The following is a 14,229-nucleotide window of genomic DNA, read 5'->3' on the forward strand; positions in this document are numbered from 1 at the left end:
ATGAAACGCTTTGAATCTCGCTTTGTATCCTTGCGCGGATGGGGCCGCGCCGCCGCGAGCGGTTTGCTGATCGCGCTGCTGGCCGCTTGCTCGGTGGAGCCGACGTACAAGCGTCCCGATGTCGATACGCCGGCGGCGTTCAAGGAAGCGCCAGCGGTGAAGACGTCGGCTGCGGCGGCGTCGGGCGCGGCGGCTGGTTCGGCCGGGGCGACACAAAACAACGGCACGTGGAAGCCGGCCGAGCCCGCCGACAACGCGCTGCGCGGCGAATGGTGGAAGGTGTTCGGCGACCCGCAACTCGACGCGCTCGAAGAGCAGGCAGCCGCTGCGAACCAGGACCTGAAGGCCGCGGCCGCGCGCGTGCAGCAAGCACGCGCGGTCACGCAGGCCGCGAAGTCAGACTGGTTCCCGAAGCTCGACGCGGGCTTCGGCCCGACGCGCGAACGCGCGTCTGCGGCATCGCAATTCCAGCCGGACAGCGCGGGCGGCACGACCGGCACGATCTGGCGCGCGCAGGTCGGCGCGTCGTATGAAGCGGATCTGTTCGGGCGCGTTAGCTCGAACGTGAACGCGGCGCGCTCGGACGAGCAGCAGAGCGAAGCGCTGTTCCGTTCAGTGCAGCTGTCGTTGCAGGCCGACGTCGCGCAGAACTACTTCCAGTTGCGCGAGCTCGACACGGACCAGGATCTGTACCGTCGCACCGTCGCGTTGCGCGAGGACACGCTGAAGCTCGTCCAGCGTCGCTTCAAGGAAGGCGATATCAGCGAGCTGGATCTGTCGCGTTCGCGTAACGAGCTCGCCAGTGCGCGTGCCGATGCGGTCGGCGTCGCGCGGCAGCGGGCGGCCTCCGAGCATAGCCTCGCGATTCTGCTTGGCAAGCCGCCCGCGGATTGCACGTTCGCGGAACAGCCGCTCGCGCTGGTGACGGTGCGCGTGCCGGCCGGTTTGCCGTCGGCGCTGCTCGAACGCAGGCCTGACATCGCGGCAGCCGAGCGCGCGATGCAGGCGGCGAATGCGCGCGTCGGGCTCGCGAAGTCGGCGTTCTTCCCGAAGCTCGATATCACCGGTGCGTTCGGCTTTGAATCGGCGACGCTCGGCGATCTGTTCATGTGGTCGAGCCGCGCGTTCATCCTCGGTCCGGCCGTGGGTACCGCGCTGACGATGCCGATCTTCGACGGCGGCCGTCGCAAGGCCAATCTGGCGCAGGCGCGTTCGAAGTACGACGAGGACGTCGCGCAATATCGCCAGCAGGTGCTCGTGGCGTTCCGTGAAGTCGAAGACAATCTCGCCGATCTGCGTTTGCTCGACGATCAGATGCGCGAGCAGAACGACGCGGTCGATGCGTCGCAGCGCGCCGCGCATCTGTCGCGCACGCAGTACACGGAGGGCGCGGTCAGCTATCTCGACGTGATCGATGGCGAGCGGCAGGTGCTGCAGTCGCAATTGCAGGCGAGCCATCTGGCGGGCACGCAGGCGGTCGCGACCGTGAATCTGATTCGCGCGCTCGGCGGCGGTTGGGGCGATCTGACGGCGGGGGGTACGGCGGTGGGGGCGGTGCCGGTGCCGATTGGTGCTTCCGGTACCGCGGCTGAAGCTGCAGCCGTTTCGGCGCAACAGCAAGTGGCGAAGCGCTGAATACCTAACCCTGTAGCAAGCGCTTCATCAGCCTCATCAACCACGCCGGGCCGCGCAAGCGCCGCCCGGCGTTTTTCATGCAAATCGTTTTTCGCGCTTTCGATGTGCAAATCGCTTCGTAGACCACGTGCGCGCGGCTCCCTATCATCGTCCGATCCAGCCAATGACGACCCTAGGGCAAACCAGTGACTTTCGTGCATGACGGCATCGCGCAGATTAGCGAGCAGCAGCATATGGATTGCGCGCGCGACCTCACCACACTGCTAGCCGCGTTGCGCGCGAGCGCCGCGCAGCGCGATCGCGAAGGCGGTCATGCCGCGCAGCAAAAGCAGTGGATCGCCGACGCGGGCCTGCTGACGCTCGCCGTGCCGCGCGAATTCGGCGGTGCTGGCGCGCGCTGGTCCGCGATTTATGACGTGGTGCGTCAACTGGCGCGCGTCGATAGCGCGCTCGCGCATCTGGTCGGCTTCACCTGTCTGCAGGTGGTCAGCATCGACCTGTGGGGCAATTCACGGCAGCGCGAGAAATATCTGCGCGGCACCGTCGAGCATCGCTGGTGGTGGGGCAATGCGGTGAATCCGCTGGATACGCGCCTCATCGCTACTTCGACGCACGACGGCGGCTACCTGCTCGACGGCCAGAAAGGCTTCTGTTCCGGTACGCGCGGCTCGCAGATGATGACCGTGTCCGCTCACGATCCATCGACCGGCAAACCCGTATTCGCGGCGGTGCCGACCACGCGCGAAGGCATCACGGTTCACGACGACTGGGACCCGATCGGCCAGCGGCAGACCGACAGCGGCAGCGTGTCGTTCGCGCGCGTCAGGGTCGAGCCGCACGAGGTGCTCGAACGACCCGACACGCCGCGCGCGAGCTTGCGCACACTGATCTCGCAACAGGTGCTGACCAATCTGTTCGTCGGGATCGCACAGGGTGCACTGGAAGAGGCGCGAGCCTACGTGCACGAACATGGCCGGCCGTGGATCGCGTCCGGCGTCGCCAAAGCGACCGACGACCCCTACCTGATCCAGCGCTTCGGCGAGATGCATATCCAGACGGTCAGCGCCGCGGCGCTGGCCTTGCGCGCCGCGAACGCGCTCGACGAAGCGTGGCAGCAACGCCCAACGCTCGATGCCGAGAGCCGTGCGCGGGTCGCGCTCGCGACCTCGGAAGCGAAGATCGTCGCGCATCGGGCGGCGCTCGACATCGGCGAAAAACTCTTCGACGCCTGCGGCGCGCGCGCGACTCATGCGCCGCTCGCGCTCGATCGATTCTGGCGCAACGCGCGCGTGCACACGCTGCACGATCCGCTCGACTACCGCGTGCGCGACGTCGGCCGCTACGCGCTTAGCGGGACATTGCCGGAAGTTTCTCTGTACACTTGAGGCCGTTTGCGACGCCCGCCCGAGGCGTCGCGTCGATTCCTCCCGAGAGATTTCCGGCTTGCTGTTCAAACTACCTACAACCGCCACAGCGCCGTTCTGCCCGTCCGAGGTACAGGGTTCGGTGGCCGTCTCCGCGGGCGCGCCGTTCTGGAAAAAGATCCTGCAATTCGCGGGGCCCGGCCTGCTGGTATCGATCGGCTATATGGACCCGGGCAACTGGGCCACCGCGATCGAAGCCGGTTCGCGCTTCGGCTACAGTCTGCTGTTCGTCGTGCTGCTGTCGAGCCTCGCGGCGATGGCGCTGCAATGCCTGAGCATGCGGCTCGGCATCGCGACCGGGCGCGACCTCGCGCAACTGTCGAGCACGCGCTATTCGCCAGGCGTCGCGCGTGCGCAGTGGCTGCTCGCGGAGCTGTCGATCGTCGCCTGCGATCTCGCCGAAGTGCTCGGCGGCGCGCTTGCGTTTCATCTGCTGTTCAACTGCTCGCTGACCACCGGCGTGTTGCTCACCGCGTTCGACACGCTGATCGTGCTCGGCCTGAAGGGCAAAAATTTTCGCGACCTCGAAGCGATCATGCTCGGCCTGATCGCGACGATCGGCGTCGGCTACATCATCGAGCTTGCGCTCGTCAGGCCGCATTGGCCGTCGGTCGCGCAGGGGCTGATTCCGTCGTGGCAGGCGTTGAATTCGCGCGAGCCGATGTATCTCGCGATCGGCATTCTCGGCGCCACGGTGATGCCGCATAACCTGTATCTGCACTCGTCGATCGTGCAGACCCGCGCGGTGAAGCGCGACTCGGCCAGCATCCGCTCGGCGATCGGCATGTCGCGTATCGACACGATCGCATCGCTCGTGCTCGCGGCGCTGATCAACATGGCGATCCTGATTCTCGCGGCCGCCGCGTTTCATGCGACAGGCCACGACCAGGTCACGCAGATCGAGGACGCCTACCGGCTGCTAGCGCCGATCGTCGGCACCGGCTTCGCCGCGTTCCTGTTCGCGATCACGCTGCTCGCGTCGGGACAAAGCTCGACGTTCACCGGCACGGTGGCGGGGCAGGTCATCATGGAAGGCTTCCTGAAGATGAAGATTCCGTGCTGGCAGCGGCGCTTCATCACCCGAGCGCTCGCGCTGATTCCGGCGCTGATCGGCGTGCGGATGCTCGGCAATGGCGCTGTCGGCCAACTGCTCGTCGCGAGTCAGGTCGTGCTGAGCCTGCAACTGCCGTTCGCACTTTATCCGCTGATCCGCATGACGAGCGACCGTTCGCTGATGGGCAAGTTCGCCAACACGCTGCCGACGCGGCTGCTCGTGTGGACGCTGTTTGTGGTGATTAGTGCCGCGAATCTGTGGCTCGTGGTCCAGACGGTGGGGCTGGTCGGTTGATCTGACCGGCGGCGAGGACTTATTCGCAACGCCGGTTGGCTCGGCGCGCAGGCGAAAAAAATCCGCGCAGTTCAATCACTGCGCGGATCCACGTGAGCTTCGGTTTGAATCGGAATCGGCTTGGCCGCGTCTCGCGACGGGCGCCTCGAACGGTCAGGCGGCCTGCGCGGCCTGCGCCGCACCGAGCGCTTCCCGGCGCGCGGCGGCTGCCTTCTTCGTCTTGCCGGCACGCGACGGTGGCTGGCACGCGCCGCATACGACGTTGTGCTGCAGGTCGTGCTTGTGCGCGACGAACTTGCCGGTACAGCGGCAGCACCTGGTCAGCTGCAGGATGTCCGCGTCGAAGAAACGCACGAGCGTCCACGCGCGCGTCAGATCGAGCACCGGCTCGGTTTCGCTGTGCTGACAATGTTCGAGATACAACCGATATCCCTTGGTCAGCGCATCGAGATGCGAGCAGCGCGCTTCGTTCTTCAGGAACAGGTACGTGTTGTAGAACAGCGACGCGTGAATGTTCGCGAGCCACGTCATATACCAGTCCGCCGAAAACGGCAGCATGCCCTTGGGCGGCGATACGCCCTTGACCTCGCGATACAGGCGGATCATACGGTCGCGCGACAGCGTCAGCTCGCTCTCGAGCACCTGCATGCGGGCGCCGAGCTCGATCAGTGCGATCGCGCGAAATACTTCCTGTGCATCTTCGGTCAGGCTTCGCTTGAGCATTGCAGTCATCTCGATCAGGCAAATTGCTCGGCGGGCTGACCTGCAAGCAGGATCGCCGTGTGGGTCGGTGCGACTGCGGCGTGCTTCGTCGTTTGCGTCAACGCCGACAGCATCGCGTGGTCGTTGAAACGGAAGAAGCACAAAAGCTGGTCGGAAGAGGCCAGTTTGACGATTTGCGCGAGCGACAGCCCGGCAAGCAAATCAGCCAGTTCCGACGACAGTCCCAGCCGGAACATTCCGACCGGTTTGTCCTCGCGCAACATGCGTTGTGCGAGCATGATGTAAGACAAATTGATCTCGCGGATTGAATCCAGCGTCTCGCTGCTACGGTCCATTTTCTCTGTTTCCGAAGCCCCGAATTTCTATGTCGGCTTTGCGCCGTTATGTCTTTTCTGCCTCGCCGGAAACGCTGCCTCCGGCTACATGTTGCTACCTGCTACAGACAGCGAACATTTGATACAAGACGTTACATTTCGTAACAGCTCGGGACGAATTGTATGAAGGGTAAAACCAGAAATCAATCCCTCCACAAAAAAATATCTCAAAAAACCACATCATTTTTCGGTAACTTTTTCACGCCGTTGTAATGAATGATGCCAAGTGGATTTTTAACCTTTCGAGAGTCGCCTCTAATCCATGAAAACCCTTGCTGGATGGGCGCCGAGCGTACTTGTTCGCGCCACGCATCTGCCACCGTGCGGCGATTGGAAAATTCGTTTTGAATTGGAAAGGAAATGGAAAGCGATGGAATAGACGGTAATAAATACTCGTCTTGCGCCTGGGGCGAGGGACGGATGAGCGATGTAACGGCAAGATGCGCCCCCAGTTACAACTGCGCAAGCCACGGCGGGATTTGTAACGGCTCGGTGCGGTTGGCAGGTGGACGGGCGGATTCGTTCGGCCCCGAGACCGAAAAGCGGTCGCAAATGTGTGCCGATTACATTGCCGACGAGGACGGCGAGGAGCCAGAGCCGTGCAGGATGCCTGACAGATATGTTGCTGCGATGGGCGCCGATATCTACAGCCTTGCCGAGGCACCGGAATCGGCCTCAGGGGGGGCGCCGTCAGTGCTTCCGGGGCGCTATGCGAGGAATCTCGCCATCAGATCCTCGTCATGGAATTCGCCGTCGACGTCCAACGCGCCGACTTCGCATCCATATTTGCGAAAGCCGAGCCATTCATACAGCTTGCGCGCCGCGTCGTTGCGGCTACCCACCGTCAGTTGCACCTGCCGCAAACCGTCGACGCGTGCGGCGCGCGTCAACAACTCGCTGAGCAGCGCACGCCCGACCCCACGACCAGCCGCTTCCTGTGCGACATACATGCCGACGACGTTCGCCTTGTGCCGTTCCTTGTGGGCCTGGTTGCGCAGCAGACCGACGACGCCGATCAGCGGAGCATCCGCCGATGCATACGCGCCGAGTAGGAACGAGCCTTCCGCCTCCGAGCCCAGCAACGTCGCGTCATGCTGCGCGGCGCCTTTCGCGAGCGCTTCGTCGTAGCTTTGTCCGAACGAAGCGGGGTGCGCCTTCAGCCCGCGCAGACGAAACTGGAAATAGGCGTCCCGGTCGGTGGGTCCGAGTTGGCGTATGAGCAGGGTGTCGGCGTTGACGGACATATCACTTGTTCGTGGTGAGTCGGGACGGGGTACGCGGGGGACTAGCCGCGCTGGTGTTCGGCAAACTCGCGCAGCGCGGCCGCAGTTTGCTGATCCGCCGGAAAGAACGCCTCGATAGCGAGTTCCGACAGCGTAACGTCAACCGGCGTGCCGAACACCGTGGTAGTGCTGAAAAACGACAGCACGCCAAGCGGCGTGCGCAGCCGCAATGGCACGGCGATCTGGTTGAGGACTGCGTCGTCCGGCATCGACGCGTCTGCATCAGGCGGCGCGGGATAGCCGGCCAACTCGTCGCGCAGCGCGCTCAGCGTGTCGTCGCCGCTGACGTCGATCTGCCGTTGCAGCCGGGCCAGCACATGCTCGCGCCATGCATGCCAGTTGACGATCGACGCCGCGATGCCTTGCGGATGCAGGCTCAGTCGCAGCGCGTTGACCGGCGGCTTCAGCAATTCGGGACTCGCGCCGCTCAACAACGGCGCAAGCGCATTGTTGGTCGCGACGATGGTCCAATGCCGGTCGATCGCGAGGGCCGGGTAGGGCTCGTGCCCCTTGAGCACAAGTTCGACGGCTTCGCGCGCGGCGGAGAGCTGCGGGTCGGAGAGCGGACGTTCGCGAAACAGCGGCGCGTAGCCGGCCGCGACGAGCAGGGCATTGCGCGCGCGCAACGGCACGTCGAGACGCTCGGCGAGATGCATGACCATTTCCCGGCTCGGTAGCGCGCGCCCCGATTCGACAAAGCTCAGATGGCGCGTCGAAATGTCGGCCTCCGTGGCGAGCAGCAGCTGACTCTTGCGCCGCCGTTGCCGCCATTCGCGGAGAAGTTCGCCGACCGCCCGAGTGCCTCTCGACGGGGATGACGGAGCCGTTTGTGCGATAGAGAGTGTGTTCATGCCACCGATGATAGTCAAAGCGTGCAAGCAATCGATTACCTGAGAGGTAATGCCCCGCCAATTTCAACCAACGCGACGTGCGGCCGATACCATCGATTCACATCAACGATTGCGCCGGCCCCGGCCGCCAAGCGCGAACGCGGGCGACACCGTGGCCAGCGCGGCGCCCCGCTCAGGCGGCGGCCAGGCGCAGCGGCACGGCGGTGAATTTGACGCCGATCGCACTCGCCAGCTTGAGGACCGTGTCCATGCGTGGCTTGGAGCCGGGCGCGAGTGTCTTATACAGGCTTTCGCGGCCCAGGCCCGCTGCCGCAGCGATCTTCGTAATGCCGCGTGCCTTGGCGATGTCCGCAATGGCGGCGAGCAGCAGATCGGAGTCGCCCTGATCGAGCGCGGCGTTCAGGTAGGCCGCGACCATTTCGTCGTTGTCGAGGTACTTCGATGCGTCGAAGCGTGCGGTTTTGATCTTGCTCATGACCGTTCCTTTCTGATGGTTGCCCACATTGTTCCGGCATGCCTGATATCGGCCTGTTGCGTGGACTTGTTACCCCCGCACAGCAGCAGATACATCATGCGCCCCTCGCGCGCGTAGTAGACCCGGTAACCCGGGCCGCAATCGATGCGCATCTCGAACACGCCGTTTTTCAGCAACTTCGTGTCGCCGAAAAGCCCGCGTTCCGCGCGCCGGATTCGCACGAGAATTTGCGCCTTGGCCTTGAGGTCGGTGAGGCCGTGAAGCCAACGATCGAATTCATCGGTGCAGTTGATCGTGTACACGCGCGGTGTTTCGATCTGCGGATGATTGTATCCCCGAGGATACGGTCGCGCAAGCGAAAAAAGTGTCTCGATAAAGCGGTCCAAGCCGTCCTCCTGTTCATTGCATTGCCTGCCTCTCGATGTCATCGGCAGGCTTCGTGAGGTTAGCGATGCGAAGGTTTCTTGACGACTCGGCCGAATGGCCTATTTGGCGTGAAGGACAGTGAAAGACGCTGCATCCGCTTGATTACCTCCCACGTAATCGACGCAATGCACGCGAACCGTCAATCTTCACTCCGAGCCCGCCGCATGCGATGCGTATGACGCGCGAAGTGCTCAGTCCTGCCAATCGAGGAGTTTGAGATGAATGCACATACCGATCTGATCGACCGTTATTTCGATACCTGGAACGAAACCGATGGTGCGCGTCGTCGCGAGTTGATTGCGGCCACGTGGAGCGCCGACGCCGACTATCGCGACCCGCTGCTGGCGGGGGCGGGCCACGATGGCATCGACGCGATGATCCGCGCGGTGCACGAGCGTTTTCCGCATCACACGTTTCGCCGCACGACCGACGTCGACGGCTTCGCGAATCGTCTGCGCTTCTCGTGGGCACTGACGACGCCCGCCGGCGAGGCGATCGTGAAGGGCTCGGACTTCGGCGTGGTGGACGCGCATGGACGCTTGCAAGCGGTCACCGGTTTCCTCGACGAAACCCCCGGCGCCGCCTGAGGCGCTTTTCACGGAGACGATCATGCACGACCCCGCCGCCGTCAGGCCCGCACAAGTCCATCTCGCGTTGCTGCGCGTCGCGGCCGCGCTCGATGCGGTATCGAGCGCGATCGCCGGTTTTGCGCTGCTCGGCGGCGCGCGGGCGTTCATGTTCATCGCACTGTTCGGTTGGCGCGAGCCGGTGCTCGGCGGCGCGGGGCTCGTGCTGCTCGCTCTGGTCGGATGGCTGCGCTGGCAATGCGGTGCGAGCGCAGCGCCGCAAGACCCGCGACGCGCTTGCTACAATCGATCGTCGTGCGGATGATTGCGTGACACGCACGTCCTCACCGCCGCGGCATGTTCCCAACCGAACGACCAGGAGACCCCGTGCTGAAAAATCTGGACCCGCTGCTGAACGCCGATATCCTGCACGCGCTGCGCTCGATGGGCCACGGCGACGAGCTCGTGATCTGCGACGCCAACTTCCCGGCCGACGCGGTCGCGCGCGAGACCGTGCTCGGCAGGCCGCTGCGCCTCGACGGCGTCAGTTCGCCGCGCGCGATCCGCGCGGTGCTGTCGGTGCTGCCGCTCGACACCTTCATCGAGCATCCCGCGTCGCGCATGGAAGTCGTGGGCGAGCCGCACGCGATTCCCGCGGTGCAGCGCGAAGCGCAAGCCGAAGTCAATGCGGGCGAGGGGCGCGAGGTGCCCTTCGTGTCGATCGAGCGCTTCGCGTTTTACGAGCGTGCGCGCCGCGCATACTGCGTGATCGCGACAGGCGAAGAGCGCGGCTATGGTTGCTTCGTGTTCACTAAGGGCGTGTTGCTCGCGCCGGACGCGCCGCACGCACAACCATGAGCTTCCAGCTAGACAGTCTCGATCATCTCGTTCTGAACGTCGCTGACGTCGAAGTGAGCGCGGCGTGGTACGCGCGGATGCTCGGCATGCGACGCACCGAGTTCATGTCGCGCAGCGGCATGCGCGTGGCGATGACCTACGGCAACCAGAAGATCAATCTGCGTCCCGCGTCGGCCGATACCGTCGTCTGGTTCACGTCGCGCGAGGCGGTGCCGGGCACGGCGGACCTGTGCTTCGTGACCACCGCGAGCCCGGACGAAGTCAAGGCGCACTGGCTCGCGCAAGGCGTAGCGATCGAGGCGGGGCCGGTGGAGCGCGACGGCGCGCGCGGCAAGATGACCTCGGTGTATTGCCGCGATCCGGACGGCAACCTGATCGAGGTCGCCACCTATCCACAAGCCTGAGCGGGCTTGGAAATCGTCGCCATTGCACATATGCTCAGGGGCGAGGCGGGGAACTGAGCCCGTCTATTCGGGTCTGCTGCTTATTCATTACAGGAGTCCCCCATGTCGCGTCCCGTCGATTTCGGCATTATTTTCATCGCCCGTCTTGCGCTTTCCGTGCTGTTCCTGTGGAGCGGGGTGATGAAGCTGCTGGGCTATGCGGGCTTCGTCGGCTACCTGCATTCGAAGGGCGTGCCGTTCGTGCAGATCGCCGCGCCGATCGCAACCGCGGTCGAGGTGCTCGGCGGCCTGCTGCTCGTGATCGGCTTCAAGGTGCGACCGCTCGCGCTGATCATGGCGGTGTATACGGTCGCGACCGCGGTGCTCGGCCACGACTTCTGGAATATCACAGACCCCGCGCTGCAGCACGACATGGTGATTCATTTCTGGAAGAACATCGGAATCGCGGGCGGTTTCCTGCTGCTGTTCGTCACTGGCGCGGGGCGTCTGAGCGTCGACAACGCGCGCGCGCCGCGCAGCGGACTCGGCGGCCTGTAGGGCGCGGCCCGGATCCTGCTACCAGCAGGGTTCCAATCCGCGCCAATCAAGGGAGCAGATGATGATTCAGAACTTCGAGCAAATGATCGGCGGCAAGCTCACGCAACTGTGCGCGAGTCTCGGCGAAGGGGCGACGCCGCATCGCGTGATCATCAGCCTCGCCGATTCTGCTAAGACGCTGGTGGTTCTGGATGCGTCCGGATTCATCGGTACGCTGAAGGCGGAGATCGAGGACCCGGAAAAACTGGTCGCCGATGCGATTGCGAAGGCGCGCAACGAAGGCCTGATCGAGCGCGCGATCGATACCGGCACGATTCAGGAAGCGTCGCTATAGGCGCCTGCGTGACACGCACCGTTTACTTACTCGCGGCTCTCGCCCCGCGTCCCGACGATGCCGTCGCGTGCGGCTCAGGATGCACGAAACACGCAAGCACGAGACCCAGCACCAGCAATCCCACCGAAATAGCCGTCGCCGCCTGCATCCCCGGCACGATCTGGGTCGCGGCGGCGCCGCCCGCGAGCGCACCGAACGCCGCCACGCCTACTGCGCCGCCGGCCTGGCGCGCCGTGTTCAATACCGCCGACGCCGTGCCCGCACGCCGCGCTTCGGTCGATGCGAGCACCGCCGTGGTCATCGCGGGCACCGCGAGTCCCATGCCCGACGGAATCAGCAAAAAAGGCAGCAGCAGGCCAATCAGCGGCGTGTCGGCATCGACCAGATGCAGCAGGCCGTAGCCGAGACCGGCCGTGATCGCACCGAGAATCATCGGCACGCGCACCCCGAGGCGGCCGATCACCCAGCCGCTCGCGACGTTCGAGATCAGGAAGCCGCCCGTCAGCGGCAGGAACGCGAGGCCCGCCTGCAGCGGCGTGTAGCCGCGCACACGCTGCAGGTAGAGGCTCAGCACGAACACCATGCCGTAGTACGTCAGGTTCACGCAGATACCGAACAGCACCGCGGCGCTGAACGTGCGCGTGCCGAACAGCGACAGCGGCAGCATCGGGCTCGCGACACGCGCTTCGACGAACACGAACGCGACCGCCGCCAGCAGCGCCAGCACGAAGCCGCCGGCGACCAGCGGATGCGCAAGCCCGAGCGGCCGCCATTCGATCACCGCGGCGACGAACGCGGTCAGCGCGACGATCGCGAGACACTGGCCGCCGAGATCGATGCCGCGCGGTATCGCGCCGGTGTTGCCGCGAGCGGCGGCGGGCGCTCCGCGCTGCGCGGTTTGCGGATGCGGAATCCACAGCAGCGTCGCCAGCAGGCCCGCCGCACAGATCGGCAGATTGACGAGAAAGATGCTGCGCCAGCCGAACGCGGCGATCAGCAGACCGCCGGCCACCGGCCCGGCCGCGATCGAAATCGCGCCGGACGCGGTCCACAGGCCGACCGCGCGCGCCCGCAGCTTCGGTTCGTGGCCGAACGACTGATTGAGCAGCGCGAGCGAATTCGGCAGCATCGCGGCCGCGCCGATGCCTTGCACCGCGCGTGCGGCGACCAGCATCGGGGCGTCGAGCGCGAGCCCGCAGGCCAGCGACGCCAGCGCGAACAGCACGATTCCGCACGCATACATGCGCCGCGCGCCGAAGCGGTCGCCGAGCGCGCCGGCCGAGAGCATCAGTACGGCGAACGCGAGCGTGTACGCATCGACGACCCATTGCAGTCCCGCGACGTCCGCGTGCAGATCCGCGCCGATTCGTGGCAGCGCGATATTGACGATGGTCACGTCGAGTTGCGTGACCACGAAGCCGACGCTGACGGTCGCGAGAAGGCGGCCGAGGGCGGGCGAAAAGGAGGGTGTGGATGAGTTCATGACTGCATCGTATGCCCGATGCAGCGTGCCACGTTTCGGTGTGGCGTGAAGTATGGATGTCGCCCGTGCGAGCGACGGCGCGTCGAAGGCCGCGCCGTCGCGGAGCGCCTCGTCGACGCGCTGGATGCGGATCGACGAAGCGAGCTCCGGCGTCGGCTCAACGCCCCCGCGGCGCGTCCTTGATGAACAGCGTGGTCAGCGCGCCCAGCACGCAGATCGCCGCGACATACAGCGGCGCGGCCAGCGGGTTCGACTTCATCATCAGCGACACGGCGATCGGCGTCAGACCGCCGAACACCGCGTACGCGACGTTGTACGAGAACGAAATGCCCGAGAAGCGCACCACCGGCGGGAATCCGCGGACCATCACGAGCGGAATTGCGCCGATCACGCCGACGAACAGCCCGGCCAGTGCATACAGCGGGACGAGCAGGGATGTGTCGACGGCCAACTGGCGAAACATCACGTAGTACGTGATTGCAAGCGCAACGCCGCCGACGAAAATCGTGCGACCCGCGCCAATCCGTCCGGCGATCGAGCCCGCCATCACGCAGCCGATCGTCAGGCACAGCGTCGCGACACAGTTCGCGAGCAGGGCGGTGGCCGGCTCGATGTGGAATTGCTTTTGCAGCAGCGTCGGCGTCATCAGGATCACGACGACGATCGCCGCCGACAGCATCCACGTGAGCAGCATCGACACGATCACCGCACGGCCGTGATCGCGCAGTACGGCCTTCAGCGGCACTTCCGCGGCGATCGCCTTGCGCTGCTTCAGCTCGGCGAATACCGGCGTCTCGTGCAGCCAGCGGCGCAGATACACCGAGAACATGCCGAACACGCCGCCGATGAGGAACGGAATACGCCACGCAAAATCGGAAATATCGGCCGGCGTGAAATGGCGATTGACCGCCGACGCGATCAGCGAGCCGAGCAGAATGCCGGCCGTGAGGCCGGCCGTCAGCGTGCCGCACGCATAGCCGACGTGCCGCCCGGGCACATGCTCGGACACGAACACCCATGCGCCCGGCACTTCGCCGCCGACCGCCGCGCCCTGCATCACCCGGAACAGCAGCAGCAGCACCGGCGCGAGCACGCCGATGCTCGCGTAGGTGGGCATCAGGCCCATCAGCAGCGTCGGCACCGACATCAGCAGCACGCTCAGCGTGAACATGCGCTTGCGGCCGAACAGGTCGCCGAAGTGCGCCATGATGATGCCGCCGAGCGGCCGCGCCAGATAACCGGCCGCGAAAATGCCGAAGGTCTGCACCTGGCGCAGCCAGTCCGGCATCGCCGCCGGGAAGAACAGCTGGCCGATCGCCGGCGCGAAGAAAACGAAGATGATGAAGTCGTAGAACTCGAGCGCTCCGCCGAGCGCGGCGAGACCGAGTGTCTTGTAATCGCTGTGCCCAAGCGGGCGTGGGGTGACAGCCTGTGCTCCACCCAGATTTGTTGCTTGCATTGCCATGTCTATCGTTGAATTGGGAGCCACGCGGGTCACGCGTGGACAT

Annotated in this window: 17 protein-coding genes; 9 read left to right on the plus strand and 8 right to left on the minus strand. The window is 64.9% G+C overall.

Annotated elements, in window-relative coordinates; translation table 11 throughout:
- The 3 genes from AB4Y34_RS00125 (at nt 1) to AB4Y34_RS00135 (ending at nt 4,407) form a co-directional block, all read left to right on the plus strand.
- Complete coding sequence (locus AB4Y34_RS00125) at nt 1-1,635, plus strand: efflux transporter outer membrane subunit (RefSeq protein WP_368714865.1); 1,635 nt, start codon at nt 1-3, stop codon at nt 1,633-1,635.
- 233 nt (nt 1,636-1,868) lie between these two features.
- Complete coding sequence (locus tag AB4Y34_RS00130) at nt 1,869-3,020, plus strand: acyl-CoA dehydrogenase family protein (protein ID WP_368715156.1); 1,152 nt, start codon at nt 1,869-1,871, stop codon at nt 3,018-3,020.
- A 58-nt stretch (nt 3,021-3,078) separates the two neighbouring features.
- Nucleotides 3,079-4,407 (plus strand): Nramp family divalent metal transporter, encoded by a 1,329-nt coding sequence (locus AB4Y34_RS00135; protein WP_368714866.1) that lies wholly within the window; start codon nt 3,079-3,081, stop codon nt 4,405-4,407.
- 153 nt (nt 4,408-4,560) lie between these two features.
- Here the strand turns inward: AB4Y34_RS00135 and flhC are convergent, their stop codons facing one another.
- From flhC to AB4Y34_RS00165, 6 genes are all read right to left on the minus strand, one after another.
- On the minus strand, nt 4,561-5,130 hold the full coding sequence (flhC, locus tag AB4Y34_RS00140) for a flagellar transcriptional regulator FlhC (RefSeq protein ID WP_176106550.1): 570 nt from the start codon (nt 5,128-5,130) through the stop codon (nt 4,561-4,563).
- Between the two features lie 14 nt (nt 5,131-5,144).
- Complete coding sequence (gene flhD / locus AB4Y34_RS00145) at nt 5,145-5,465, minus strand: flagellar transcriptional regulator FlhD (protein WP_018434215.1); 321 nt, start codon at nt 5,463-5,465, stop codon at nt 5,145-5,147.
- A gap of 746 nt (nt 5,466-6,211) precedes the next feature.
- Nucleotides 6,212-6,748 carry a GNAT family N-acetyltransferase gene (locus AB4Y34_RS00150; RefSeq protein ID WP_176379334.1) on the minus strand — a complete coding sequence of 179 codons (537 nt, stop codon included), beginning with the start codon at nt 6,746-6,748 and terminating at the stop codon, nt 6,212-6,214.
- 41 nt (nt 6,749-6,789) lie between these two features.
- The gene (locus AB4Y34_RS00155) at nt 6,790-7,638 is read right to left on the minus strand and encodes a helix-turn-helix domain-containing protein (RefSeq protein WP_176379335.1); all 849 of its coding nucleotides are present in this window, start codon (nt 7,636-7,638) and stop codon (nt 6,790-6,792) included.
- Between the two features lie 172 nt (nt 7,639-7,810).
- Nucleotides 7,811-8,113, minus strand: coding sequence for an addiction module antidote protein (locus tag AB4Y34_RS00160; protein WP_013092181.1), 303 nt, complete (start codon nt 8,111-8,113; stop codon nt 7,811-7,813).
- A complete protein-coding gene (locus AB4Y34_RS00165; RefSeq protein ID WP_368714867.1) occupies nt 8,110-8,415 on the minus strand; it encodes a type II toxin-antitoxin system RelE/ParE family toxin in 306 nt (101 codons plus the stop codon). The genes AB4Y34_RS00160 and AB4Y34_RS00165 overlap by 4 nt, the downstream gene beginning before the upstream one ends.
- A 342-nt stretch (nt 8,416-8,757) precedes the next feature.
- On the opposite strand from AB4Y34_RS00165, the gene AB4Y34_RS00170 reads away from it, so the two are divergent.
- From AB4Y34_RS00170 to AB4Y34_RS00195, 6 genes are all read left to right on the plus strand, one after another.
- A complete protein-coding gene (locus tag AB4Y34_RS00170; protein ID WP_176379337.1) occupies nt 8,758-9,126 on the plus strand; it encodes a nuclear transport factor 2 family protein in 369 nt (122 codons plus the stop codon).
- Nucleotides 9,127-9,148: 22 nt separating this feature from the next.
- Nucleotides 9,149-9,430, plus strand: coding sequence for a hypothetical protein (locus AB4Y34_RS00175; protein WP_368714868.1), 282 nt, complete (start codon nt 9,149-9,151; stop codon nt 9,428-9,430).
- 62 nt (nt 9,431-9,492) lie between these two features.
- Nucleotides 9,493-9,963, plus strand: coding sequence for an RbsD/FucU domain-containing protein (locus tag AB4Y34_RS00180; protein WP_176106544.1), 471 nt, complete (start codon nt 9,493-9,495; stop codon nt 9,961-9,963).
- Nucleotides 9,960-10,367, plus strand: coding sequence for a VOC family protein (locus AB4Y34_RS00185; RefSeq protein WP_176379339.1), 408 nt, complete (start codon nt 9,960-9,962; stop codon nt 10,365-10,367). The genes AB4Y34_RS00180 and AB4Y34_RS00185 overlap by 4 nt, the downstream gene beginning before the upstream one ends.
- A gap of 102 nt (nt 10,368-10,469) precedes the next feature.
- Complete coding sequence (locus AB4Y34_RS00190; protein WP_176379340.1) at nt 10,470-10,904, plus strand: DoxX family protein; 435 nt, start codon at nt 10,470-10,472, stop codon at nt 10,902-10,904.
- Between the two features lie 61 nt (nt 10,905-10,965).
- A complete protein-coding gene (locus AB4Y34_RS00195) occupies nt 10,966-11,238 on the plus strand; it encodes a hypothetical protein (protein WP_368715157.1) in 273 nt (90 codons plus the stop codon).
- 22 nt (nt 11,239-11,260) lie between these two features.
- On the opposite strand, the gene AB4Y34_RS00200 is transcribed toward AB4Y34_RS00195, so the two are convergent.
- Together AB4Y34_RS00200 and AB4Y34_RS00205 are read right to left on the minus strand one after the other, a co-directional pair.
- Nucleotides 11,261-12,721 (minus strand): MFS transporter, encoded by a 1,461-nt coding sequence (locus AB4Y34_RS00200; RefSeq protein WP_368714869.1) that lies wholly within the window; start codon nt 12,719-12,721, stop codon nt 11,261-11,263.
- A 157-nt stretch (nt 12,722-12,878) separates the two neighbouring features.
- Nucleotides 12,879-14,180, minus strand: a complete 1,302-nt coding sequence (locus AB4Y34_RS00205) for an MFS transporter (RefSeq protein WP_176379342.1) — start codon at nt 14,178-14,180, stop codon at nt 12,879-12,881.
- Between the last annotated feature and the right edge of the window lie 49 nt (nt 14,181-14,229).

The sequence above is a fragment of the Paraburkholderia sp. BR10954 genome (genome assembly GCF_040965775.1).
Classification (GTDB): Bacteria; Pseudomonadota; Gammaproteobacteria; order Burkholderiales; family Burkholderiaceae; genus Paraburkholderia; species Paraburkholderia youngii.